Source organism: uncultured Oxalicibacterium sp., assembly GCF_913776015.1.
Classification (GTDB): Bacteria; Pseudomonadota; Gammaproteobacteria; order Burkholderiales; family Burkholderiaceae_D; genus Oxalicibacterium.
In genome coordinates this window covers 48,542-73,255 of sequence record NZ_CAJYMD010000076.1, presented here as the reverse complement: position 1 = coordinate 73,255, position 24,714 = coordinate 48,542, and the positions used below count along the sequence as shown (strand labels likewise).

Genomic DNA, 24,714 nt, shown 5'->3' with positions numbered 1-24,714 from the left:
GGTTGCTTTGCATTTGACGTTGTGCTTCTCGCACATCGGCCTTCCTGATCCAACTTACCTCTTTTCCTCATGCACTGCCTCTTGGGGCAGGAACATGTCTGCGCGACGTGCGGGGAATTTTTGACTTCAACTTCATGTCGAATAAAAATCATGTTGCTGCATCGGCCACCGCGCTCAGTCTCATTGCTGCACTGCTCTCTCCAGCCCATGCAGCCATTCAGGCGCAGGACTATGACACTGTCATTCAGGCAGCGCGCGAGGGCCAGGCACGCGAATCGGCGAACACGCTTCAGAGCTGGCACCAGTCCTATCCCGAAGACAAAAGAATTTTGCATGACCTGATCGTCGTGCTGGTTTGGTCCGATCGACCGGGCGACGCCCTACGCGAAGGTAGTCAACTCAAACCAGCTGGCGCGCCCTCTTACGTTCTGCGTGCATTGGGCAATGCCGGTTTGCAAGAACATGCATGGGATGATGCGGAACGTTACTTCCGCCAAGCCTTGCGCCAGCAAGCGAATGATCGTGAGGCACAGGCGGGGCTTGCCCTGTCGCTGCACGGTGCTGGAAAGGACGATGCTGCACTCGCACTCATCCGCGCCAGCCTGCCGCGTGAAGCGCGACTCTACGCCCGGCAGGATGCCACGCTGTTCATGGCGCTGGGACGCATCCAGCAAGAGCGAAATGCACTTCTCGATGCAGCCGAAGCCTACCGGCAAGCAAGTCGCCTCGATCCCGTATCGCGCGAAGCCTTTCGCGCTTATGTATTCAGTCTCAATGCAGCTGGCATGCCTTATCTGGCGAGCCGCATTGCCGATTCGCGAATAACACTTTTCTCTAACGAGGAACGTCAGGCCATCGCCCATGCAGCCGCGGGTGCGACGATCAATTACGGCCAAGCACAATTGAGTACCGATCCTGGGCCAAGCCGTTTCAACACGACAGATGCCGGTATCGCCGATAACGCCAGCGTCATGCGGCACTTCGGCAATCGTCCTGTTACGCAATTCGACCGCATGATCGCGCTGCGAGATCGTCAGCGCATGCAGGAAGTGGTGGATCTGTACGAACAGCTGCAATCCTCGCAACAACCTATTCCCTCTTACGCGCAAGCCGCCGCCGCCGATGCCTATCTGTACTTGCAACAGCCGGTAAAAGCGCGTGACCTGTATCTCTCAGCCCTGTCGCAAGCGCGTAGCGAAGATCGTGCCGATACCGATGGCTGGCGTATCGGTTTGACCTATGCCTATAGCGAAGCAGAACAACATACGCTGGCACAACAGACGGCAGACACCTTGCTGGCCGAGACACCCAAATTTTCCAATCGTGGCATTCCCGGCATCGAAGCGCCCAACGATGCCTACCCAACGGTCGCAACACTGACCGCGCTGGTACGCATGTATGCCGATCGTCTTGACGACGTGGAACGTCGACTGGATATTCTCAATCAGACCGCCCCCTTCAACAGCCAGATTCGTACGGCGCGCAGCGAATTGCACATGTCACGCGGCCAGCCGCGAGCAGCGCTGGAAAATTACCGCTTGCTGCAAGTCGATCAACCGGAAGAATTGGCTCCGGCACTAGGTATTGCCAATGCGCGTCTGGCTTTACAGGAATTTGGCGATGCACAGCAAATGGCAAATCAACTCGCACGCGATTATCCCGAGAACAAGGGCGTCCAGCGCCTGAACCACCTGCTGGATGTGCATGACCGCCCCTACCTGGATATCGACAGCACATTCGGTCGTGGTGGCGGGCAAGCCGGTGCCGAATCCGTGGTTGAAGCACGTCTCTATTCCAAACCACTGACCGAATCCCTGGGCGAGGCGTGGCGTATCTACGGCAGGTTATCGCGTGCCAGTGGCGAGATTGGTCGCAATCAGCCAAACAGCAGCAACGTATCTCGTCTGCTGGCCGGTGCCGGCATCGACTACCGTGTACGCGACTGGACGACTGAAGCGGAACTCAACAGTGCATTCCACCACGCCGAGCGACAAGGCGTGGCGGTACAGGTCATCCACGATTTTTCGGATTACTGGCGTGTATCGCTCAAGGCCGACACCAACGTCAACGATCTTTCGGCACGTGCCTTCAATGCGGACATCCATGCACGTCGCGTCACTGGAAGCGTTGCCTGGCGCGCAAACGAATCACGGCGTGTCGATGCCGAAATCGCCACGACACAATTCAGCGACAGCAACCGGCGCGATGCCGCCGGCATTGCCTGGACCGAACGCTGGATCAGCGGCCCCGTTTTCAAGCTTGATGGCATTACCTCGCTATCCGCGTCGCGCAACAGTCTGGACAATGCGGTCTACTTCAATCCTTCCAGCGATCGTGAGCTCGGATTGCGTCTCGAATCGGAATGGCTGACATGGCGTCGCTACCAGCGCAGCTTCACGCAAACCCTGCATGTCTGGGGTGGACGTTACAAGCAGGAAAATTTTGCCACCGGCACCACATCGGGTGCGCAATACGGCCATCGCTGGGCCATCGATGATGCCTTGCGCATCGAATACGGCGTCGGCCTCGCCAACCATCCCTACGATGGTGTGCGCGAGCGTCGCACCTACGGTTATCTGAATCTGAAATGGGCAATCAAATGATGCAGTCTTTGATCAAACGGCTGAGGCTTGAATGGCAATGCTCTTCTCGTATTCTTCTTTCCTGCTTTCTGCTATGCGCCAGCCTGCAGGCAAGCGCGCAAACCGACACGGCTGGGGTACGACTCGGTACGCCGCCATTGCAAACGCTCAAGAGTGCGAACGATCCTACCAACAGCTTTCGGGTGCTGGCCTATCACGACATTCGCGATAACGTGCGCGAGAGCTTCCAGACCTGGCCCGAATCGACAGCCATCGACACGCGCGACTTCATCCAGCAGATCGCATGGCTGCATCAGAATGGCTATCAAGCGGTGAGCATGCAGCAAATCGTCGATGCGCGCCGCGGCGGCAAGCCTTTGCCTGACAAGGCGATCTTGCTGACTTTTGACGATGGCTTTGCCAGCGTGTATCACAAGGTATATCCCGTACTTAAGCAGTTCCATTTCCCCGCCGTCATTGCACTCGTCGGTGAATGGCTGCAAACGCCTACCAGCCAACCCGTGCAATTCGGCGACTTGGCAATCGATCGCGCGCAGTTTCTGACCTGGGAACAAATACGCGAGATGCAAGCCTCAGGCCTGATCGAAGTCGCTTCGCACAGTTATGGACTGCATAAAGGCATCGTGACCAATCCGCAAGGCAACCTGTTACCTGCTGCAGTCGGACGTCGCTATCAGGCCGACCTGCCTTTGGGACAGCAGTACGAAAACGATGCCGACTATGCTGCCCGCATCGCACAAGACATGCGGCGCAACAGCGACCTAATCAAGAAAGAGACCGGCAAGGCGCCTCGCATCATGGTATGGCCGTATGGTGCCTGGAACCAGACGACCGCCGCATTGGCGCGCGACGCCGGCATGCCGTATTCGCTAAATCTCGAACCCGGCCCGAACACGCCACAGGACGATGTCACCGCCATTCGTCGCTCCTTGCCCATGTTCAACACGGGTTTAAGCGGGCTTATCACCATGCTGCGTCAGCCCGCTTCGCATGATGGCGAATCGCAGCTGCTCGAACGGGTTATTCATGTGGACCTGGATTACATCTACGATGCCGACCCTGTACAGCAGGAAGTCAATCTGTCACGCCTGATCGACCGCATCTATCGTCTACATCCGACAACGGTGTATCTGCAAGCATTCGCCGATCCTGATGGTGATGGCGTGGCCGATGCCCTGTATTTCCCGAATCGTCATCTGCCGATGCGGGCCGATCTTTTCTCGCGTACCGCCTGGCAATTACAGACACGCACCGGCGTACGTGTCTATGCATGGATGCCCGTGATGTCGTTCGCTTTACCGGCCACGCATCCGGCGGCGACACATGTCGTACAGCAGATGCCGGGGGCTCCGGCTTCTGCGTCACAAGGTCGTTACCACCGTCTGTCGCCGTTCGATAAGCTGGCGCGGCAAACCATTACCGAAATTTACGAAGACCTCGGCAAGAATGCCATCTTTACCGGCGTGCTATTCCATGACGATGCCACACTATCCGACTACGAAGATGCCAGTCCAGCAGCCATGACGTTGTATCGTGATCAATGGCATTTACCGGCCTCGCTCGATGTCATTCGCAACGATCCGGCGTTGCGTAGCCAATGGACTGAACGCAAGACAGCTTATGTCGATGACTTTACGCTGCATCTCGCCGCCACCTTGCGGAAGTATCGCCCTGCCCTGCAAACCGCGCGCAACATCTATGCCGAACCGGTACTCAATCCGGCATCGGAAGACTGGTTCGCGCAGCGCTTCTCACGCTTCCTGCAAATCTATGACTACACCGCCGTCATGGCCATGCCCTACATGGAAAATGCCAGCGATCCCGATGCCTGGCTGATGCGTCTGGTGGAAAAGGTCAAGGCACAGCCCGGCGCCTTGCGTACCACCGTCTTCGAATTGCAGAGCCGCGACTGGCGCAACGGTGAACCGATTCCCACCAGCACGCTGGCAAAACAGATGCGCGCCCTGCACGCAGCCGGTGCACGCAATCTCGGCTATTACCCAGACGATTTCCATAACGATCAGCCACAGGAAACCCTGATCAAGCCGGAAATTTCGGTGGAAACCCATACCGTTAGAAACTGAACAGCCCATGCGATTCGATAATCTGCTCTTTGCCTTTACTTTCTACTACCCGCTGTTCATGGCCTATGTCTGGATCATTGGCGGGATTACTTACTACCTGCGCTATGAACGCAAAGGATTGCATCAGGAAGACGCGTTGGCGCAACTGAAGGCAACCCCTTCAGTATCCGTACTCGTTCCCTGCTTCAATGAAGAGGATACGGTACGTGACGTCGTCGAGTCGCTGGCGTTGATGCAGTACCCGGACTTCGAAATCATCTGTGTCAATGACGGCAGTACCGATCGTACCGGTGAGATTCTCAATGAACTCATGCGCTTCTATCCGATGCTGCGGGTGGTGCATCAGGATCGCAATCAGGGTAAGGCTGTCGCGCTGAATACGGCTGCGTTGGTAGCGCGCAGCGAATACCTGCTGTGCATCGATGGCGATGCGATTCTCGACAAGGATGCGATTCCGTGGCTGCTACGCCATTTTGAAAGCGGGCCACGCCTGGGTGCCGTCACCGGCAACCCGCGCATCCGGACGCGCTCGACGTTGCTGGGACGGTTACAAGTGGGTGAGTTTTCCTCGATCATCGGCCTGATCAAACGGACCCAACGTATTTACGGCAGATTGTTTACTGTCTCAGGCGTCATCGCCATGTTCCGCCGACGTGCTCTGCTCGATATCGGATTCTGGAGTCCCGAGATGCTGACGGAAGATATCGATGTCAGTTGGAAGCTGCAACTGCATCACTGGGATGTGCGCTTCGAACCTCGTTCGCTATGCTGGATTCTGATGCCCGAAACCGTCAAGGGTCTGTGGCGACAACGCCTGCGTTGGGCCATGGGCGGTATCCAGACGATCTTCAAATATGCGTATGTCTTCACCGAATGGCGCTTGCGCCGTATGTGGCTGGTCTATCTCGAATACGTCACTTCAGTGTTCTGGGCGTTGGCGATGGGTTTTTCCCTGACACTCGCCTTGCTCAACCTGTTTATCAGCTTGCCACCGCATTGGCGTGTCGACCTGCTGCCAAGCTGGTATGGCGTGGCAATCGGCAGTACCTGCCTGATTCAGGTCTTCGTCGGCATGCTGCTTGATCGTCGCTACGACAAGAAAGCCTTCCGCCATTATTTCTGGATGATCTGGTATCCCATCCTCTACTGGATGCTCAATATGTGCACAACGATCTGGGCGATCCCGAAAACCATTATGCGCAACCGCCATCAGCGTGCAGTCTGGGTCAGCCCGGATCGTGGCATCGGTGCCGCGACTGCCGCCAACGCCGTCGCCCACGACAAGATGGCGGCACAACGTCAGAACACTTCACGAGAGCAATCATGAATAGAAGAAGCAAGGCACGCATCAAACTGATCCTCAATGCGCCAGACAAGGTATCGCGCGGCACCAAGCTTGGCAGCAACATCGTCACGATCGTTTGCTGGATCGCCTACATCTACCTATGGATACCGTTAATCACCTTGGTTGCATGGTGGCTTGGCGTGAACCATGCCTACGATGAACTAAGTTTTGCGCGACAGGCTGACGATCTGCAAAATCTGCTGCTGTTCTATGGCTTTATCGTTGCCATGCTCGGCGGCAGTCTGTTGCTGTGGGCTGCAAAGGAATATCTGCGTTTTCGCAATTCCACGCGCCGCCGAACACCGCCACATGCATCCGTCGTGGATCTGGCAACCTATGTACAACGCCCGGAAAACGAAGTGCATGCATGGCACGGTTTTCAGCAAATGATGGCATTACACGATGAAGAAGGCCGGGTAATCGGCGTGCAACCCATTACCGCCCCACCGCAACCGTCCCAATAAGCCGATTACAGCTTATACACATGCCCTAATGTGCCTATTTCTTGGGCACGAAAATTTTTACCTTAAGAATCAAGGACTTTTCCTCCTTGCCCACAGTTGCCCACAATCTTTTCCACAGAAATTGTGCACAAGGGCAAGCATTGTGGATTTAGGCGAACGACTGTGGTTAGATAACAGTCCGGGCAGTTTCCGTTTTTAACTGCGTGCTTTTTCCGTCTTACGTCGTGTATCTGCATGTCTGGTTATTTTTCTTTTCTTCTCAGGCAACCTTGTCCTCCTGGCGCATGCGAATGCGACCATGAAGCACTGCGTGCCGATATCCACGGCGATCAACGCATTCTTCGTCTGACGCGTGAAGAAGAGAAAAAGCTGCTGACCCATCTCGAAGAAATGCGTACCTATCAAGACCTGCAGCGCATGCAGCAACGCATGCAGGAGCAACTCGGTATCGTACTGACCATTACGCCAAGCGCACGTGGCGTACGAACTGTGCGCGGCCTGAACATTCGACTCGAAGAACAACGTGGCCTGTGTCGCAAGACGCGACAGACGATTCCGGCCGCCATTCGCCGCTGTCTGGAAAACAATCAGGCGATTGCCTTTGCGCTCGTCGATGCACACGATCTGCTGGCGCCGACTCAGGAGGCGCATACTATCGGCACCTTGTCTGACCAGAATCATGAATAACGTATTGGCTGTCTTTCTTTTCGCCCTGCTGGTGCCCGCCTCACCCACCATCAATGCGCAAACCATCCAGGGCGATATCGAAGCCGGACGACGCGCTTATCGCAATTGCGTGGCTTGCCATCAAATCGGTCCTTCCGCTCGCGCGGCATTTGGCCCACAACTCAACGGCATCGTCGGACGTCGCGCGGGCACAACCAAGGACTTTACTTATTCTCGCGCCATGAAGAACGCCGGTATCGTCTGGACTGAAGAAAAATTGCACGCCTTCGTGCGCAATCCAGGCAAGGTCGTACCAAATAACAAGATGCGCTTTTATGGACTCTGGAGCGATGCCGAAGCAAACGATCTGATCGCTTATCTACGCACGCTTAAGTAAGCCATGACAACGATGCATTAGCGTTTCACGGTTACTTTAAGTCACTTTCTGCTCGTCACCCAATTTAGTTTTTCATGTCAAAGATGGCTGGTTTGATTAATTTTTATCGGTTTTTGCTACAAAACTGGCTGTTTTTTCATGAATACCATATTCATGGTAGGGCTTCTTCAAGGCAAGCGTGATAGCGTCGCCATACTTTCCGCACGGAACTTTTCTAGCCAGTATTCTGGACGTTTGGCTCCTCTGCGCGACAGCCCAATTCCACGCTCCAAGGAGAAAACCGATGCTCACCAACATGAAAGTAGGTGCAAAGCTCGCGCTGGGCTTTGGCCTGACCGCATTACTGACATTTTTGATCGCCATCTTCTCGCTGATACGCATTTCCCAGATCGAGAGTGTCGTCACCTCACAGAATGAAATCCGCACACAACAGCTCGAACGTCTCTACAACCTGCGCGAAGCACTAGGCCAAACCGGCCTCGCCGCCCGCAATGCCTACATCTTCACCAACAATGCAGATGCACAACGCGAACTCACCTTGCTGGATGAGCAAAAGACCATCTTCTTGGATGCATTGAACAAACTGACACCTCTTCTCAAGGGAAATACGGATTTCGACAAGCTCCAGAAAGATCTCCTGATCATGGCACGCGAGCTCGACCGCCCCCGCCAGTTCCGCGAAAGCAATCAGCTCGAAGCATTCGGCAAATTCCTCGTTGAAGAATGCAGCCCGCTACGTCGCCAGATCGTGGAAAACATCGATGTCGTACTCAGGGACATCGAAAAAAGCGTGGATAGCAAGAGTGCCGAAGCGGCCAAGGCCACCGCCGAATCCTTCCTCATCATTTCCAGCGTTACCACTGTCGCCCTGCTGCTTAGCCTTGCCCTTGGCTGGCTCATTACGCGCGCCATCACGCAGCCCCTGCGACAAGCCGTCAAGATCGCGCAAACCGTCGCGGATGGCGACCTGACGAGCCAAATCGAAGTGCGATCGAAAGATGAAACGGGACAATTGCTGCAAGCTCTGAAGGATATGAACGCCAGCCTGATCGGGATCGTCGATCAGGTACGTAGCGGCACGGTCCTGATTGCGTCGGCTTCCACACAAATCGCCAGCGGCAATCTCGACCTCTCGTCCCGTACGGAAGAGCAAGCCAGCTCGCTCGAAGAAACCGCATCGTCCATGGAGCAACTTACCGCGACTGTGCGCCAGAATGCCGACAATGCCCGCCAAGCCAACACACTCTCGCAAACCGCATCGGAAGTCGCCCAGCAAGGCGGCAAGGTGGTAGGCGAAGTGATCGTTACGATGAACGGCATCAACGACTCGGCACGGAAAATTACCGACATCATCAGTGTCATTGATGGCATCGCCTTCCAGACCAATATCCTGGCGCTCAATGCCGCTGTCGAAGCCGCCCGTGCAGGTGAGCAAGGACGAGGCTTTGCTGTCGTTGCCGGGGAAGTACGCAATCTGGCACAGCGCTCCGCCACGGCTGCCAAGGAAATCAAGATGCTCATTGACGATTCGGTCGCCCGTGTCGATAACGGCAGCAAACTCGTCGAACAAGCAGGCAACACAATGGAAGAAGTGGTCGGCAGCGTCAAACGCATGACGGACATCATGGCTGAGATCATGTCTGCCAGCCAGGAACAGAGCGCCGGCATCGAGCAAATCAACCAGGCCATCACGCAGATGGATCACGTCACACAACAAAATGCAGCACTCGTCGAGGAAGCCACCGCGGCAGCGGCGTCATTGAAGAATCAGGCTGCCAAGCTCGAACAAACGGTTGGCGTATTTCGCGTCGACGATACCTTGCAAGCCTATGGAAACGAAACACGCCCGGCGACAAGCCATGGGCCAGCCCTTGGCGCACGACTGGCAAGCCTCAAGGAAAATGTATTGGCACCACGCCAGCGATTGACCGCAATCGCGGCTGCCCCCGGACTCGATTGAACACGATTCAGTTCGACACCGGACAAGAACGCGTCATCCACGACGCATTTCCAGTCATCTGACTGTTAACGCCATGGCCTAACCGTGGCGTTTTTTTTTGCATTGTCAGAATCTGCTGATTCACTGTGTGTATGAATGACTGCATTCACCTTCCGGGATATTGCAAGCCGATTTGCCCGATAGCATAATCAAGGCGCACATCTGCGTGCTCACAAACCGAAAGGAAAAATCATGAAAAAGCTGATCGCGATTTTTTGTGTACTCGCCATGGGTGCCAGCTTAACGGCCTGCAATACGGTCCAAGGCTTCGGCAAGGATGTAGAACGTGGCGGAGAGAAAATTCAGGGCAAATAATATTGCCAACGTCCTAAAAAGAACGCGCATGTCGCGTTCTTTTTTATGTCTATTCATGCGGGATTAAAAACATAAGAGGCTGATCGCTCTTCATGAATATGACTAAGCACTCATCATGCTTTACAGAAGAGGCAAGTACGCGCTTACGCTGCAGCGCAAAGGACCTTACTACACCCTTGTGTTTTGGTAGCGTGCAACGCCCAATCACCTGTTGAATGTGCCACCAAAAGCGTGCTTTAAGAATGCTGTTGCGTTGCAACCAATTTTTTTGGGGCAGTACTGTTTCAGCGCAAGTACTGCTAACGCACTTATGCCCATGACCTCAATACCATCCGTTTGTACTTAATCGCACAGCAGCAATGACTTTGCACGGAGGTGGTATAGCGCGTTCTTGTCTCGCTTGGAACGTCTTTTTTTTATTGCGGCATTCATCTTTGAGCAAGCGTCAAGTAACGACGCATAACGGTGCATTTCGCTGTTTTCTCTTGACGCTTCTATCTTGTTTTTATGTCGAGTATCACAGCGTGAACTTAAAATGTCAGCGCTCGCATAACCGAAACAGGGATGAAAAAGAGCAATGGAATTTGGAGACGCTACTTTAGTAGAGGGCAGACTTGCGGGCTCGCATTCAACAGGCAAGTAGTCACAAGGTAGCGGGACAAAGGAAGGGTTATGCCAGACGAAAGATCCTGGCGGCGGTGCATGTCATCAATCTGCTGAAAATGATCCGCTAACGATTGGCAAGAGCTCATTGCAGCGGGAACGCTGGAGCCAGGAGCCGGCACGATACCTTCCTTGATCCAGCAACAGTCAATATCGTTAAAGGCTGAAACTGATTTTTAGCCCGTAAATCGTTTTGCATGAAAAGCCAATGCCCAGTATCTGGAAGATAAAACTTTTAAAGTGTTTAAGTCCGTCCGTTATATAGATAGCACTTATTCCTCAAATTGTTCTTCGCCCTTTCACGCTTATCGCTGACGTTTGCATGCCAGCCGCGTTTTGACCTCACGCAACTCCGCTAAAAACTTATCGCGCCTGTGAGATGAATTTAACGCTCATTTAACTCAGCTTGGCGAAACATGTTGCTATCGAGCACGAATATAGTGCTTTCGGTCAACGAGGGCTCGCTTTTCACCGTTATTGCATATAACCAATGCAGAAGACCATTTGACGTCGTTATCAACTTTTCACTACTTATTATGCTGACCAATCTTTCGATCAAACTTCGTCTGGTCCTGACGATGACATTCATGGGCTTAATGCTGATAGTTGGCGGTGCTATGGGTGTCCTTGGACTGCAATACACCAATAACGCTTTACAAGAGGTATACACCAATCAAATGCCGTCTGCGGAAGCCATCCAAACCATGATGATCCGTATGGCTCAGGCACGTGCGACGTTGAACCGCGTGGCGATGCGTCCGGAAGATGCGAATGCTGGTTCTTCCATTGAGCGATCCGAAATGCTTTTCAAGCAAGCTGATGAGTCTTGGAAAAACTACCTCGCGTTGCCGGCGAACGATGAGGAAAAGAAGCTGGCAGCTGCCGTGGATAGCGACCGTAAGGCTTATTTGCATGAGTTGCAGACCGAATTAATCGCGGCGCTAAAAGCGAAGCAAGTGCAGAAAGCGGAAGACATTATCCTGCTCAAATTGTCACCGCTCAATCAGGCTCTGGTGAAAAGCGCAGATGCACTTGTCGACTATCAGCAGCAGGCTGCGGCAAGCGGGTATAACGCCAGCCAGCATATGTACGGAATTTTCCGATGGCTCGCGATCGGCGGGATTTTGTTCGGCCTGCTGGCAGTGGCCGTTTCCGCATCGTTCCTGATTCGTGCAATTACTCAACCATTACAGGAGATGCTGCGTCATTTCGAAGCGATTGCTAGTGGCGATCTGACTTCACGCATTGAGGTCCGCTCAAAAAATGAAATGGGTACCCTTATGGCTGGCCTGCGTACCATGCAAGAACGCTTGAAGGAGACAGTTGCGAAAGTACGTGAAGGCAGCGTGACAATCAGCACGGCGACCACTGAAATAGCAGCAGGTAACTTGGATTTATCAAGTCGTACTGAACAACAGGCAGCTTCTCTTGAGGAAACGGCATCCTCAATGGAAGAACTGACTTCCACCGTCAAACAAAATGCTGACAACGCACGTCAGGCAAATCAACTTGCTGTTTCTGCTTCAGAAGTTGCCACGCGCGGCGGGAGCGTTGTATCTGAAGTCGTCACCACGATGGAAGGTATCGAAACTTCGGCACGCAAAATCGTCGACATCATTGGAGTCATTGATGGCATTGCATTCCAAACCAATATTCTCGCGTTGAATGCCGCAGTAGAAGCTGCCCGTGCCGGGGAGCAAGGCCGCGGCTTTGCCGTCGTCGCATCAGAAGTGCGCAGTCTGGCGCAACGTTCCGCCTCCGCCGCCAAAGAAATCAAAACATTAATTGACGATTCGGTTAATAAGGTTGACCAAGGCAGCAGGTTAGTAGCCAATGCGGGGGCCACAATGCAGGAAGTGGTCCATAGCGTACGCAATGTCACCGACATCATGTCGGAGATCATGGCCGCAAGCCAAGAACAAAGTTCGGGCATCGAACAAGTTAATACCGCGATCAGTCAAATGGATCAGGTCACTCAACAAAATGCTGCGCTGGTAGAGGAAGCAGCTGCAGCCGCAGCATCCTTGAAAGAACAAGCAAACAATCTCACTGAAGCAGTCAGCATTTTTCGGGTAAACGAAAATGATGTCATCACGTCGGTACGTGCCATACCTCCGACGACCACCGCAACATCGAAACCAGCCACGAAACGCATTACAGCAGTCGCTGCGACAACGACACCGAAGCTTTCATCGAACTCAAAAGCCCAAGACAACGATTGGGAAGAATTCTGATTGAATCCAAATACATCAACCTCGCAGTATAAGGAGGTTGATGCGAAATATGGTTTGAAGAGAAAGCTTGTAAATTACCCGACATTTGCATTACATCGGCAGAGGCTAACACGAGGCAACGAGCCTCTAAAGCAGAGGCGTCCTCCAAAGCAGATGTATTGGATCTTTGCGCGTCGGAATTCGAAGGTTCTTACGACCGCATCGCAGCACTCGCTAAGAACGGAAACTGAATCAATTTCAGTGGATCAATTCTGCAAGCGTGACGATAAATTCAAAGTTATCGTCACCAGTATCGATTTGTCATACCCCTGATTCATCGCTCAAAACCAAGCTAGCTTCCAATCAACGCAATCATGCCGCCTGCGGTCTTTTGTTAGAAGACTGTAGACGATCTTGGATTTGGTTACGTGTGTATGAGAGAAGTGCTTTAGGAACGAAGAGACCTAGATAGAAAGTGCGTCTCTTTTAGGTATTCGCATGAGGTCACAATGGGGTGAAACTTACATGCAATCTGAAAGTGAGGTACATGCTGCTACAGCAAGTGCTACGCCGATCAATTTACCTTTACTGCAAGTCTTTGATAATCAAAAACTTTTTAAAACTGGGGTGGCTGATGGGACTCGAACCCACGACGACAGGAATCACAATCCTGGACTCTACCAACTGAGCTACAGCCACCGTCGTTTCCCTGCGAGACAGGGAAGCTGCGCATTATACAAAATATGCGCAGCCCTGGCAAATCATTCCGAAGTTTTTATGGATTCCCCCGAATCCAAGGCGGTTACTTCGGGATGCAAACCCAACAAATCAGCGAAGGCACGGCGCAGTGATGCGGCGCTGCCTGTCGTGTAGGCCTCGATACGACCGGGGTCCCCAACAAGTCGTTGCAGGCCGCGTTGTTGCAGCAGGCGTTCGAGTTGACGTGCAACCGCTTCGCCAGTATCGATGATGGTGACGGCTTCTTTGCTTTCGCGTTGCGCGATGGCGTTGATCAACGGTTCAACGAAGGGGTAATGCGTGCAGCCGAGCGCGATGGTATCGGCACCATTTTTCAGCAACGGCAATACAAAGCTTTCGACCATGGCGATGGTTTCTGGCGAGTCAAGTTCGCCATTTTCGATCTTGTCTACGAGGCCAGGGCAAGCTTGCGCAAGAATTTCAACACCCGTGGTTGCCGTGATGCGGTCGCAAAGCGCCTTGAAGCGATTGCTGGCGATGGTACTGCTTGTGGCCAGCACACCCGCCTTGCCGGTTTTGCTAAAGACGGCAGCCGGCTTCACGCCAGGCTCTACGCCGACTACGATTTGTTCCGGATAATGCTGACGCAGTGCTTCAATGGCAGCCGCAGTAGCGGTATTGCAGGCCACCACGATTGCCTTGACCTTCTTGGTCTGAAGGAAGGCCGCAATCGCCAGCACACGTTCGATGATCTCTGCATCGGTCTTGCCACCGTAAGGCGCATTACCGGAATCGGCGAAGCAGAGAACATGATCGGATGGCAAGCGCGAGGTGACATGGCGCAGTACGGACAGCGCACCAATGCCCGAATCAAAAATGCCGATCGGTGCTTCGGCAGCCACCGGATCGGGATAAGCGGAAAAAGCCATCGAATTTCTTGTAAGCGTTATTTGAAAAGACGAGGAACCCGGATCAGGCAGGCAATTTATCGAGACGAATCTTTTCGATCTTCTCTTTCCATTCCTTGGGACCGGTCGTATGTACCGAGGTACCGTTGGAATCGACTGCCACCGTGACCGGCATATCCTTGACATCGAACTCGTAGATTGCTTCCATGCCCAGATCGGCAAAGCCGAGCACCTTGGCACTCTTGATTGCTTTCGAAACCAGATACGCGGCGCCCCCCACCGCCATCAGATAGGCAGATTGATGGTTGCGAATAGCTTCGATCGCGGTCGGGCCCCGTTCGGATTTACCGATCATTGAGATCAGGCCGGTTTGCGACAGCATCATTTCGGTAAATTTATCCATGCGCGTTGCCGTGGTCGGACCAGCTGGCCCCACAACCTCGTCACGTACAGGATCGACCGGGCCGACGTAATAAATCACGCGATTGGTAAAGTCGACTGGCAGCTTTTCGCCTTTGGCAAGCATGTCCTGTATGCGCTTGTGTGCAGCATCACGGCCCGTCAGCATCTTGCCGTTGAGCAGCAGCGTCTGACCTGGTTTCCACGAAGCGACTTCTTCCTTGGTGAGCGTATCTAGATTCACGCGCTTGGATTTTTCGGTATCTGGCGCCCAACTGACGTCCGGCCATTCGGATAAGGAAGGCGGATCGATATAGGCCGGGCCGGAACCATCAAGTACAAAATGCGCGTGACGGGTGGCGGCGCAGTTCGGAATCATCGCCACCGGCTTGGAAGCTGCGTGCGTCGGGTGCATGGCAATCTTCACGTCCAGCACGGTCGTCAAACCGCCCAAACCTTGCGCGCCGATACCAAGCGCATTGATCTTGTCGCACAGTTCGATACGCAATTCTTCGGTCTTGTTTTGCGGACCACGCTGCTTGAGCTCGTACATGTCGATGTCTTCCATCAGCGACTGCTTGGCCATCAGCATGGCGCGTTCCGCCGTGCCGCCGATGCCAATGCCCAGCATACCCGGTGGACACCACCCTGCCCCCATCTGCGGGACTGTCTGCAAGACCCAATCTAAGAGCGAATCAGACGGATTGAGCATGACAAACTTGGTTTTGTTTTCCGAGCCACCGCCTTTTGCCGCAACTTGAACATCCACCGTATCGCCAGGCACAAGCTCCATGTGCACGACGGCAGGCGTATTGTCCTTCGTATTCTTGCGCTCGAAATGTGGATCGGCCACGATGGACGCACGCAGCGTGTTATCAGGATGATTGTAGGCACGGCGCACACCCTCGTTGATCGCATCGGTAATCGAGCGTTCGCCAAAGCCTTCGAAGCGCACATTCATGCCGATCTTCAGGAACACATTGACGATGCCGGTGTCCTGACAGATAGGACGCTTGCCTTCCGCGCACATGCGCGAGTTGGTAAGAATCTGCGCAATTGCATCCTTGGCGGCAGGGCTTTGCTCAGCCTCATAAGCACGCGCCAGATGCTGGATGTAATCCTTTGGATGGTAGTAGCTGATGTATTGCAGGGCTGCGGCTACGGATTCGATCAGATCGTCTTGTTTGATGATGGTCATGGCGGTATCGGCTAGAGTCAATCGGGTTGAGGGACGAACTTCGGGGCTTGCAGCTTAGTGATCCTTGCTGATGGCATGCGTGTCGGCCATGATGCGATCGGCATAGGCAATCGCCATCGCCGAGATAAGGAAGACAATATGAATGCCGGTCTGAGCATACAGCGTTTTAGCATCGTAGGCCGACGCATTGATGAAGGTTTTCAACAGATGAATCGAGGAAATGCCGATGATCGCGGTGGCCAGTTTGACCTTCAGCACGGACGCATTCACGTGCGACAACCATTCCGGCTGATCGGGGTGACTTTCCAGATGCATGCGCGAGACGAAGGTTTCATATCCACCGACGATGACCATGATAAGCAGGTTGGAAATCATGACGACGTCGATCAGGCCCAGCACCACCAGCATGATGGTCGTTTCAGTCAGCTTGGCGGCAGGTTGCGCACCGGGAACGGTAACGACTTCCAGAATATGTTGCAATGAATGCTGGTTGCCGAAAATGGCACCAATGAGGTCCGACAGCTCGACCCAGAAGTGGTAGACGTAAACGCACTGTGCGAGGATCAGACCCAGATACAATGGCAACTGCAGCCAGCGGGTCATGAAAATGAAGTTGGCCAAAGGCGGAATACGTTTTTTGGCGACGCATTTTTCTGGTTGCGAAGACGGATTCATGAGAAAACAGCAGAAAATGAAAGTCAGCATTTTACACGCGAGACTTACGTTTTCCTTGCGGGCGATGAGGCAAAATAGGGTTTCGAGCGCTTTGGGAAACCCACTTGAAGAAGCGCGTGTAATCAACATTCCATCGATGCGCCGAGAGCGCGTCAGTTTGGTGTAAGGCGGCAGTAAGCGTAAAAGATTATCGTACGCGCCAAATCAGAAAATCCGTAACCGGAGGGGACTATGTCCGATATCGAAAGCTTCAAACAAGAGGAGCGGGTATTCAACCCGCCAAAAGAATTCGTCAACAATGCTGCCATTAGCGGCATGGATGCCTATCGCGCATTGTGCGCCGAGGCCGCAGAAGATTACGAAGGTTTCTGGGCACGCCTCGCCCAGCAGAACATCCAGTGGATCAAACCGTTCACCAAGCGCTTGGATGAATCGGCCGCACCGTTCTACAAATGGTTCGAAGACGGCGAGTTGAATGTCTCGGCCAACTGCCTTGATCGCCACCTGACCAACGGCAATGCTGACAAGATCGCACTGATTTTCGAATCCGACGATGCCAAGGTCACCAAGATTACCTATCGCGAACTGTACGAACGCGTCTGCAAGTTTGCCAACGGCCTCAAGTCGCTCGGCATCGAGAAAGGCGATCGCGTCGTCATCTACATGCCGATGTCGATCGACGGTATCGCCGCCATGCAGGCATGCGCCCGCATCGGTGCCACGCACTCTGTCGTGTTCGGTGGTTTCTCGGCCAAGTCGCTGCAGGAACGCATCATCGACGCTGGTGCCGTTGCGGTACTGACGGCTGACTATCAAGTGCGCGGTGGCCGTCAGTTGCCCTTGAAATCCATCGTTGACGATGCGCTGGCGCTCGGCGGTTGCGACACAGTTCGTAAGGTCGTCGTTTATCAACGCACGGGCGGCGATATCAAGTTCGATCCGAACCGCGACATCTGGCTGCATGATCTGGTCGAGAAGCAAGCGGCAGAATGTGCACCAGTCGCTGTCGGCGCCGAGCATCCACTGTTCATTCTCTACACCTCGGGTTCCACCGGCAAACCGAAAGGCGTGCAGCATTCGTCCGCCGGTTACCTGCTGTGGTCCATGCTCACAATGAAGTGGGTGTTCGACATCAAACCTGACGACGTCTACTGGTGCACGGCCGATATCGGCTGGATCACCGGCCACACCTACGTCACGTATGGTCCGCTTGCGACCGGCGCCACGCAGATCGTTTTCGAAGGCGTGCCAACCTACCCGAACGCCGGTCGTTTCTGGGATATGGTGCAACGTCACACGGTCACGATTTTCTACACGGCCCCTACTGCGATTCGTTCGCTGATCAAGGCAGCCGATGCAGACAGCAACGTCCATCCAAGCAAGTACGATCTCACCAGCCTGCGTTTGCTGGGTTCGGTCGGCGAGCCGATCAATCCTGAGGCATGGATGTGGTACTACAAGAATATCGGCGGCGAGCGTTGCCCGATCGCCGATACCTTTTGGCAAACGGAAACCGGTGGCCACGTCATCTCGCCGCTGCCAGGTGCGACGCCTATGGTGCCGGGCTCGTGCACGCTGCCACTGCCAGGTATTACCGCTGCCATCGTCGATGACGCCGGCAAGGAACTGCCAAATGGCAAGGGCGGTCTGCTTGTCATCAAGCGCCCATGGCCATCGATGATCCGCAATATCTGGAACGATCCAGATCGCTTCAAGAAGAGCTACTTCCCGCCGGAACTGGGCGGCACCACCTATCTGGCTGGCGACGGCTCGATCCGTAACGAGAAAACCGGCTACTTCACCATCACCGGCCGTATCGACGACGTGCTCAACATCTCTGGTCACCGCATGGGTACCGCTGAGATTGAATCCGCACTGGTTGCCAATCCGATCGTGGCCGAAGCCGCTGTCGTCGGCAAGCCTGATCCAACCACGGGCGAATCGATCTGCGCGTTTGTCGTATTGAAGCGTACGCGCCCTGAAGACGGCGAAGCAGACAAGGTCGCCAAGGAATTGCGTGACTGGGTTGCCAAGGAAATCGGCCCCATCGCCAAGCCGAAAGAAATCCGTTTTGGCGACAACCTGCCGAAGACCCGCTCCGGCAAAATCATGCGCCGCCTGCTGCGCGTGATTGCGAAGGATGAGGAAATCACGCAAGACATCTCCACGCTGGAAAACCCTGCCATTCTTGAACAGCTCAAGCACGTCAAATAAGACGCGGCCGCTCAAGAAAGCCGTTGCAGAGCCCATCTGCACCGGCTTTTTCATTTCCAAAGGAAACGAAGAAATGAAAACCGGCAATTTGCTACAAACTTTTGCTATAATCAGCGGCTTCGCAAAAAGCACTCAGCGAACCGAATCAGGAGAGATGGATGAGTGGTTTAAGTCGCACGCCTGGAAAGCGTGTATAGGTTCATAGCCTATCGGGGGTTCGAATCCCCCTCTCTCCGCCAAAAACATATTTTAAGAAGTTCAGAAAGATACAAATAACCCGCGTTAAACCAAGTGTTTACGCGGGTTTTTTGTTTTTCTATGATCGAGGAAGTTCATTTACTTCCGACGAAATAAGGGGGTATTTTTCGGGGTACTTTCAAGCCCGGTAAAGATAGATACCCCTATGCCGTTAACCGACAGCATTTGCCGCAATGCGAAGCCCAAAGACAAACAGTACAAACTTACCGATGGTGCAGGTATGCATCTATTGGTTAAGCCCAATGGAGGACGCTACTGGCGAATAAAATACTATTTCGCAGGTCGCGAGAAGTTGCTTGCTCACATAAAGCCCGCATTGCGGGCTTTTCCTTTTTATGAATCTCCGAGCCTCAGGACATTATGTCCTAGGGCTTTATGCCTAATGTTCATCGCTGTTTGCTTGACCTAAAATAAAAACACTTTGATTGAGATGTCATGTGATGTTGAATGACATTCCTCACGATAAATAGTGTCAAGCATATAGCGTAGAAATATCAGAAATCATGGAATTGTTCCCTATTGTCGCCGGTACGTTTAAGGTTATCGTATTGGGTACTGGCATGTTCTTCGCCATCAAATGGCATTACGACAAAGCCAAGGCGGAGAAAGAGAAAAAAAGAAAGAGCGAAAATAGCGAAACATAAGTGTGCTTAGCGCTCCTTTCCGACGTCTTAAATTTTTCCGCAGGATGTCCATATTCCATTGGTCTATTTGCAACCAATGCATCAAGCCGGCAATCCTAGCCGCATGACGGATAACCTCTCAAACACGTACACCAAGTTAGCGAATCTCGATCTGTGGACTAATTTAATGGTTCGTTAAGCAGATCACCTAGCTGCACTCTCCGGGGCTTTTAGCAAGATCGACCTCAAACCTAGTGAACCAACAGGTAGCTTGAAGAAAAGCGCCTGCGGCGCTTCTGTCTATTAGAGAGTCTCATCAATACCTGTAAAGAAAAATCTTCAAGGCAATTAGTGCCTAATTTGCTCCAGATACTCCTGCACGGCATTTGCAAAACACCCGATTTTGTAAGAATGCTATATATTGTCGCGGTACCGGGCTGGCTAGGCACATGCTGGCGCATAATGAATTTCCTTTTGTTGCGGTACTCTTAGCAATCATTCTTTCTCCTCCATTTGCTTAATGCCTGAAAAAAACGATCCGTGCAAAGTCTTGCTCATCGACGATGAATCTTTAGGTGTGGAAATCGTGGAGCACATGCTGGCGATGGAGCCTGATATTGCATTCCTTTCAACGCACGATGGACGTAGTGCCTTCGAGACGGCAGAAACCTTCAATCCGACCATCGTGCTTGTTGATCTGCGCATGCCGCTCATTGATGGCTTCGAGATTATCAGTCGGTTTCGGGCTTGCCCCAATCTGCATCACCTGCCGATCGTCATGCTGTCTTCAGAAGATGACCCCGCACTGAAGGCAAAGGGATTCGGCCTAGGTGCGAATGATTATCTGGTCAAATGGCCGGATCGCCGCGAGCTGGTTGCGCGCATTCGCTATCACTCACTCGCTTATCTGGCGATGCGTGAACGCGATGCCGCCTTTGCTGCACTGGAAAAAAGTCAGGCCGATTTGCTCGTGCGTACAGAGGAACTAGAACAGAGCCGCACTGCCCTGCTGCAAGCACAAAAGATGGAAGCGCTGGGCAACCTGACAGGCGGTATTGCACATGATTTCAACAATGTACTGCAGATCATCAATGGCTCGCTGACACTGCTCAAACTGCAGATTCGCGATAACGAACAGGCGCAGAAGCGAATCGAAGTCGCGCTTGGCGGCGTCAATCGTGGCGCCAAGTTGGCGTCGCAACTTCTGTCCTTTGCCCGTCGTCAGGCATTGCAACCGCGCGTGACGTCCATCGGCAAGCTGATGGATGACGTATTGCAGTTGTTACGACACGGGATTGGCTTGACGACACCAATCGATATCGATCTCGCACCCGATTTATGGAATGTACTTGTCGATCCAAGCAAGTTCGAGAATGTCCTATTCAATCTGGCGATCAATGCGCGCGATGCCATGCAGAATGGCGGCCGCATCTGCATTCTGGCGCGCAATACCCACTTTTCTCATGCCGATCTGCCAGCAGGCGACTACGTGATGATCTCTGTCGAAGATAGCGGCAGCGGCATGCCAGAAGAAGTCGTACAGCGTGCCTTCGATCCGTTCTTCACGACGAAACCCAATGGCCAAGGTAGCGGTCTCGGACTCAGCATGGCCTATGGCTTCGTCAAACAGAGCAAGGGGCACATCGAAATCGATAGCACCGTCGGCGTTGGTACCAAGGTAAATATCTATCTGCCCCGCGCGCAAGCGGCCCATGCCGGCACAGCGCGTGACAAACCGCTGCACGACGTCAGCGGCAACGAAACGATTCTGGTAGTGGATGATGAAGTCGAAGTCTGCAAGACGACAAGTGAGCTTTTGCGCTCGCTTGGTTATCAGGTACTAGAGTCGAGTGATGGCGAAAGCGCGCTGGAAGCCGTGAAAAAAAACCCATCCATCGATCTGATCTTTACGGATGTGGTCATGCCGGGCAAGCTGCGTAGCGTGGACTTTGTCGCTGCAGCAAAGGCGATGCGCCAGGATCTTCCCGTTTTGTTTACCTCAGGTTACGTACAACCCGACATTTTGTCAGAATGGAAGAATCAGTCGCACATCCGCCTGCTGTCCAAACCCTACAATGTGCAGGAGCTTGCCAGCAAGATTCGGCATTTGCTGGATCACAAACAGAGCCAGCCATAATGATCCAGAGTGGACAGAACTAAATAGATCAATTACGGCGATGGGTGCGTACAGAGCCCGGTGGCGGTTCGTTCAGCACCGCCCAAAACACGCCAAGGTCCGAGATGGCCTTGATGAATTCCTGAAAGTCTACCGGCTTGACCACATAGGCGTTGACGCCCAATTCGTAGCTGCGCACGAGATCCTGTTCTTCCTTTGACGACGTCAGCATGACAACCGGCGTGCTTTTGAGTACAGGTGATTCGCGCACATGGCGCAGCACTTCCAGCCCATCCACCTTGGGCAGTTTCAGATCGAGCAGAATCACGGCAGGATTGCCGCTCGGACGATCCTTGTAAGCATCCGTCGCGTTCAAGTATTCCAACGCCTCGCCACCATCACGAATGACGATGACATCGTTGGCAAGCTTGCTCTTTTCGAGCGCGACCAGCGTCAGTTCCAAATCGTTCGGATTATCTTCTACCAGCAAAATTGGCTTCAACATGCGTCAGCCCTCTTCCAATTGCAATTTTTTGGGGAGTGAGAACGAGAAGACCGAACCTTCATTCGGTGTACTGTCCGCCCATACTGCTCCGCCGTGTCGTTCTATGATCCGTTTGACGTTTGCCAAACCGATCCCCGTCCCTTCGAATTCTTCCATGCGATGCAAGCGCTGAAAGACCCCGAATAATTTGTGTACATAATTTTTGTCGAAACCCACGCCATTATCGCGCACATGGAACACATACATTTTCTCGGTTTGTTCCGAGTCGATGGAAATCACCGCCTGCGCACGATCGCGCGAATACTTGACTGCATTCGACAGCAGATTGTAAACCGCCAGACTCAAGAAAGTCGGATCGCCCTGCACGACAGGCAAGGCGCTGATATTCCACGCAATTTTGCGCCCTGCGGTTTCGTTCGACAGGCGCTCCATCGATGCCTCGATCAACTCGTTCATGTTGACACTCGAAATATTGAGTGCGGAACGCCCCATTTGCGAAAAGCTCAGCAAATCATCAACGAGCTTGCCGGCAAAATGCGCCGAACTTTTGATCTTGCCCAGAAAACCGACGCCTTTTTCACTGAGGACGTCGCGTTCCATCTCAAGCAAGAGATCGGCAAAACCGGCGATGTGGCGCAACGGAGAGCGCAGATCATGCGAGACGGAATAGGAAAACGACTCCAACTCCTTGTTGACGCGACCAAGATGCTCGGCCAGTTCCGCCATTTCTTCGGCGCGCTGCAACACAATGCCGAGTATCGCCGTACGAAATTCCAGCGCTGTTTCCATTTCGCTCGGACGCCACGGAATCGAGGTCGCACGCACCGTTTCTTGCCATAACTCGAAACTGCGTCGCGGTGAAAGCGAGGTTGCCATATTGGCTGCGCACAGCTTCTCGTACGGATTACCTGCCCAATCGATGGTCTGAACAACTTCGGGCCTGAACCAGATCAGATAGTGCTTGTGAATCTGTGAAATCGAGACGGCCAGAATGCCGCTCGCGACATCCTTGTAGGCTTCTGCTGCCGGGTACTCCTTGCTCAGCGATTCGGTATGGAAAAGATCGTCCTGGCCTTTTTCGCTCAGCCACAAGACCAGTTCATTGATCTGGTGCTTGCCGGGCGTCGTGCCGAATACAGAAATAAAGCTACCCTGAATCAGCGCGGCGCCGGAGGCATTGGCAAACTTGAGCAAGTCGTCCGACACGCTAGAGATGTTGCCCGAAAAATCATTAGACTGGCTCAAGGCTGCCAGCATCGATACCAGCATGCCGCGCAGTTCGAGGCGATGGTTGAATTCCTTGCGCTCCTCCGCTGCCTCGAAGTGGACAGCCAGAATCTGTCCCAACTGCTCGCAGATCGCGCGAATTTCAAAAGGTACCCGACGCGGTTCGTTGTCATGACAAGAAATCATGCCCCACAGACGGCCGCGAATGGCAATCGAAATAGACATGGAAGCTTGCGTACCCATGTTGCGCATGTAATCCACATGCACCGGCGATACGCTGCGTAGGGTTGCCTGACTCAGATCGATCGGCTGCCCCGTTTCATCGCGTTGCGGCACCAACCGTACGGGCTCGTAATTTACATCGGCAATCAGGCGAATACGGTTAGAGATATAAAGCGCACGCGCTTGCTGCGGAATATCGGAGGCGGGAAAATGCTGATTCAGGTAGGAGTGATATCCATCGTCGAGCGCCTCGGCCAGCACTTCGCCATGCTGATTCTGGTCGAAACGGTATAACAGCACGCGCCCAAACCCGGTTATCTGCTTGATCTCCCGCACCGCCACATCGCTCATTGTTTCGATCGAGCTATTGGCAGCAATTTCGCCAACAAAGCGCGTCACGATTGGCGAAAAGAAACGGAAATCCGGCACTGACTCGACGGAAAATTCAAACTCCAGAATGAAACAATCTTGCCAACGATGCGCCAATACGTCGTAACAACGATCTTTGTCCAACCGCAACGTACCCAGATAAATGGGCTTCCCTTCGACAACATGAGTGAGCAGCGCCTGCTTTAGCCAAGGGCCGTGTGGCTGCGGAAAAATATCGAAGAAAGAAAGACCTATTACTTTTTCCGCCGACAAATCGAGATGTGCTTCCAGATTCGCACTGGCATGCCGAATAACGTGATCGTCCACGGCCGTAATCAGCATAAAACCAAAAGGCTGAATGCTGCCTGGGATATGAATAGGTTCCTGATCGCAGGTTGTGGGGTCGGCAAGGGCCTTTACGAAGGATTCGGTCATCTCTTGCTGGTTATGAATGGGTGGTCTGCAATCGGCCCGGAATGGTACGCCACCCAGTGTTTCCGCGATTATTGCACAGATCGCCAGGTAGCCCTTTCAAACCGAAAACGTCAAAAT

At 53.4% G+C, this 24,714-nt stretch carries 17 protein-coding genes, 2 tRNA genes and 1 pseudogene; 14 read left to right on the top strand and 6 right to left on the bottom strand.

Features of this window, described 5'->3' with window-relative positions; genetic code table 11:
• Nucleotides 1-134 precede the first annotated feature (134 nt).
• The 9 genes from pgaA (at nucleotide 135) to QZ725_RS13740 (ending at nucleotide 12,770) form a co-directional block, all read left to right on the top strand.
• Nucleotides 135-2,603 (top strand): poly-beta-1,6 N-acetyl-D-glucosamine export porin PgaA, encoded by a 2,469-nt coding sequence (pgaA, locus tag QZ725_RS13780; protein WP_293780730.1) that lies wholly within the window; start codon nucleotides 135-137, stop codon nucleotides 2,601-2,603.
• A complete protein-coding gene (gene pgaB, locus QZ725_RS13775) occupies nucleotides 2,600-4,687 on the top strand; it encodes a poly-beta-1,6-N-acetyl-D-glucosamine N-deacetylase PgaB (RefSeq protein WP_293780727.1) in 2,088 nt (695 codons plus the stop codon). The genes pgaA and pgaB overlap by 4 nt, the downstream gene beginning before the upstream one ends.
• Before the next feature lie 7 nt (nucleotides 4,688-4,694).
• Nucleotides 4,695-6,014, top strand: coding sequence for a poly-beta-1,6-N-acetyl-D-glucosamine synthase (gene pgaC, locus QZ725_RS13770; RefSeq protein ID WP_293780724.1), 1,320 nt, complete (start codon nucleotides 4,695-4,697; stop codon nucleotides 6,012-6,014).
• Complete coding sequence (gene pgaD / locus QZ725_RS13765) at nucleotides 6,011-6,496, top strand: poly-beta-1,6-N-acetyl-D-glucosamine biosynthesis protein PgaD (protein WP_293780721.1); 486 nt, start codon at nucleotides 6,011-6,013, stop codon at nucleotides 6,494-6,496. Before pgaC ends, pgaD begins: the two co-directional genes overlap by 4 nt.
• 234 nt (nucleotides 6,497-6,730) lie before the next feature.
• Entirely contained in the window at nucleotides 6,731-7,183 is a 453-nt protein-coding gene (locus QZ725_RS13760) for a hypothetical protein (protein WP_293780718.1), read from the top strand.
• Nucleotides 7,176-7,559 carry a cytochrome c family protein gene (locus QZ725_RS13755; protein WP_293780715.1) on the top strand — a complete coding sequence of 128 codons (384 nt, stop codon included), beginning with the start codon at nucleotides 7,176-7,178 and terminating at the stop codon, nucleotides 7,557-7,559. The genes QZ725_RS13760 and QZ725_RS13755 overlap by 8 nt, the downstream gene beginning before the upstream one ends.
• A 283-nt stretch (nucleotides 7,560-7,842) precedes the next feature.
• Nucleotides 7,843-9,519 carry a methyl-accepting chemotaxis protein gene (locus tag QZ725_RS13750; protein WP_293780712.1) on the top strand — a complete coding sequence of 559 codons (1,677 nt, stop codon included), beginning with the start codon at nucleotides 7,843-7,845 and terminating at the stop codon, nucleotides 9,517-9,519.
• A 231-nt stretch (nucleotides 9,520-9,750) separates the two neighbouring features.
• A complete protein-coding gene (locus QZ725_RS13745) occupies nucleotides 9,751-9,873 on the top strand; it encodes an entericidin A/B family lipoprotein (RefSeq protein ID WP_293780708.1) in 123 nt (40 codons plus the stop codon).
• Between the two features lie 1,199 nt (nucleotides 9,874-11,072).
• Entirely contained in the window at nucleotides 11,073-12,770 is a 1,698-nt protein-coding gene (locus QZ725_RS13740; protein WP_293780705.1) for a methyl-accepting chemotaxis protein, read from the top strand.
• A gap of 602 nt (nucleotides 12,771-13,372) precedes the next feature.
• On the opposite strand, the gene QZ725_RS13735 is transcribed toward QZ725_RS13740, so the two are convergent.
• From QZ725_RS13735 to QZ725_RS13720, 4 genes are all read right to left on the bottom strand, one after another.
• Nucleotides 13,373-13,448, bottom strand: a tRNA-His gene (locus QZ725_RS13735).
• Nucleotides 13,449-13,510: 62 nt separating this feature from the next.
• Nucleotides 13,511-14,377: a glutamate racemase gene (murI, locus tag QZ725_RS13730; RefSeq protein WP_293780702.1), complete on the bottom strand. Its 867-nt coding sequence runs from the start codon at nucleotides 14,375-14,377 to the stop codon at nucleotides 13,511-13,513.
• 43 nt (nucleotides 14,378-14,420) lie between these two features.
• Nucleotides 14,421-15,953: a fumarate hydratase gene (locus QZ725_RS13725; protein ID WP_293780699.1), complete on the bottom strand. Its 1,533-nt coding sequence runs from the start codon at nucleotides 15,951-15,953 to the stop codon at nucleotides 14,421-14,423.
• 54 nt (nucleotides 15,954-16,007) lie between these two features.
• Nucleotides 16,008-16,556 carry a YqhA family protein gene (locus tag QZ725_RS13720; RefSeq protein ID WP_293780696.1) on the bottom strand — a complete coding sequence of 183 codons (549 nt, stop codon included), beginning with the start codon at nucleotides 16,554-16,556 and terminating at the stop codon, nucleotides 16,008-16,010.
• Between the two features lie 303 nt (nucleotides 16,557-16,859).
• Here QZ725_RS13720 and acs point away from each other — a divergent pair, with 303 nt between their 5' ends.
• From acs to QZ725_RS13695, 5 genes and pseudogenes are all read left to right on the top strand, one after another.
• Nucleotides 16,860-18,842, top strand: a complete 1,983-nt coding sequence (gene acs / locus QZ725_RS13715) for an acetate--CoA ligase (RefSeq protein WP_293780693.1) — start codon at nucleotides 16,860-16,862, stop codon at nucleotides 18,840-18,842.
• A gap of 148 nt (nucleotides 18,843-18,990) precedes the next feature.
• Nucleotides 18,991-19,081: transfer RNA gene (locus tag QZ725_RS13710), tRNA-Ser, on the top strand.
• 164 nt (nucleotides 19,082-19,245) lie between these two features.
• Nucleotides 19,246-19,398: pseudogene (locus QZ725_RS13705) on the top strand (Arm DNA-binding domain-containing protein); the annotation flags it as partial.
• A gap of 205 nt (nucleotides 19,399-19,603) precedes the next feature.
• Nucleotides 19,604-19,744, top strand: coding sequence for a hypothetical protein (locus QZ725_RS13700; protein ID WP_293780691.1), 141 nt, complete (start codon nucleotides 19,604-19,606; stop codon nucleotides 19,742-19,744).
• Nucleotides 19,745-20,273: 529 nt separating this feature from the next.
• On the top strand, nucleotides 20,274-21,860 hold the full coding sequence (locus tag QZ725_RS13695) for a response regulator (RefSeq protein WP_293780688.1): 1,587 nt from the start codon (nucleotides 20,274-20,276) through the stop codon (nucleotides 21,858-21,860).
• 28 nt (nucleotides 21,861-21,888) lie between these two features.
• Here the strand turns inward: QZ725_RS13695 and QZ725_RS13690 are convergent, their stop codons facing one another.
• A complete protein-coding gene (locus QZ725_RS13690; protein WP_293780685.1) occupies nucleotides 21,889-22,344 on the bottom strand; it encodes a response regulator in 456 nt (151 codons plus the stop codon).
• 3 nt (nucleotides 22,345-22,347) lie between these two features.
• Nucleotides 22,348-24,597, bottom strand: coding sequence for an ATP-binding protein (locus QZ725_RS13685; protein WP_293780682.1), 2,250 nt, complete (start codon nucleotides 24,595-24,597; stop codon nucleotides 22,348-22,350).
• Between the last annotated feature and the right edge of the window lie 117 nt (nucleotides 24,598-24,714).

Bases quoted from the DNA above. Each gene is read 5' to 3' on its own strand.
- pgaA (WP_293780730.1), top strand. From the start codon at position 135: ATGTCGAATAAAAATCATGTTGCTGCATCGGCCACCGCGCTCAGTCTC.
- pgaB (WP_293780727.1), top strand. From the start codon at position 2,600: ATGATGCAGTCTTTGATCAAACGGCTGAGGCTTGAATGGCAATGCTCT.
- pgaC (WP_293780724.1), top strand. From the start codon at position 4,695: ATGCGATTCGATAATCTGCTCTTTGCCTTTACTTTCTACTACCCGCTG.
- pgaD (WP_293780721.1), top strand. From the start codon at position 6,011: ATGAATAGAAGAAGCAAGGCACGCATCAAACTGATCCTCAATGCGCCA.
- QZ725_RS13760 (WP_293780718.1), top strand. From the start codon at position 6,731: ATGTCTGGTTATTTTTCTTTTCTTCTCAGGCAACCTTGTCCTCCTGGC.
- QZ725_RS13755 (WP_293780715.1), top strand. From the start codon at position 7,176: ATGAATAACGTATTGGCTGTCTTTCTTTTCGCCCTGCTGGTGCCCGCC.
- QZ725_RS13750 (WP_293780712.1), top strand. From the start codon at position 7,843: ATGCTCACCAACATGAAAGTAGGTGCAAAGCTCGCGCTGGGCTTTGGC.
- QZ725_RS13745 (WP_293780708.1), top strand. From the start codon at position 9,751: ATGAAAAAGCTGATCGCGATTTTTTGTGTACTCGCCATGGGTGCCAGC.
- QZ725_RS13740 (WP_293780705.1), top strand. From the start codon at position 11,073: ATGCTGACCAATCTTTCGATCAAACTTCGTCTGGTCCTGACGATGACA.
- murI (WP_293780702.1), bottom strand. From the start codon at position 14,377: ATGGCTTTTTCCGCTTATCCCGATCCGGTGGCTGCCGAAGCACCGATC.
- QZ725_RS13725 (WP_293780699.1), bottom strand. From the start codon at position 15,953: ATGACCATCATCAAACAAGACGATCTGATCGAATCCGTAGCCGCAGCC.
- QZ725_RS13720 (WP_293780696.1), bottom strand. From the start codon at position 16,556: ATGACCCGCTGGCTGCAGTTGCCATTGTATCTGGGTCTGATCCTCGCA.
- acs (WP_293780693.1), top strand. From the start codon at position 16,860: ATGTCCGATATCGAAAGCTTCAAACAAGAGGAGCGGGTATTCAACCCG.
- QZ725_RS13700 (WP_293780691.1), top strand. From the start codon at position 19,604: ATGGAATTGTTCCCTATTGTCGCCGGTACGTTTAAGGTTATCGTATTG.
- QZ725_RS13690 (WP_293780685.1), bottom strand. From the start codon at position 22,344: ATGTTGAAGCCAATTTTGCTGGTAGAAGATAATCCGAACGATTTGGAA.
- QZ725_RS13685 (WP_293780682.1), bottom strand. From the start codon at position 24,597: ATGACCGAATCCTTCGTAAAGGCCCTTGCCGACCCCACAACCTGCGAT.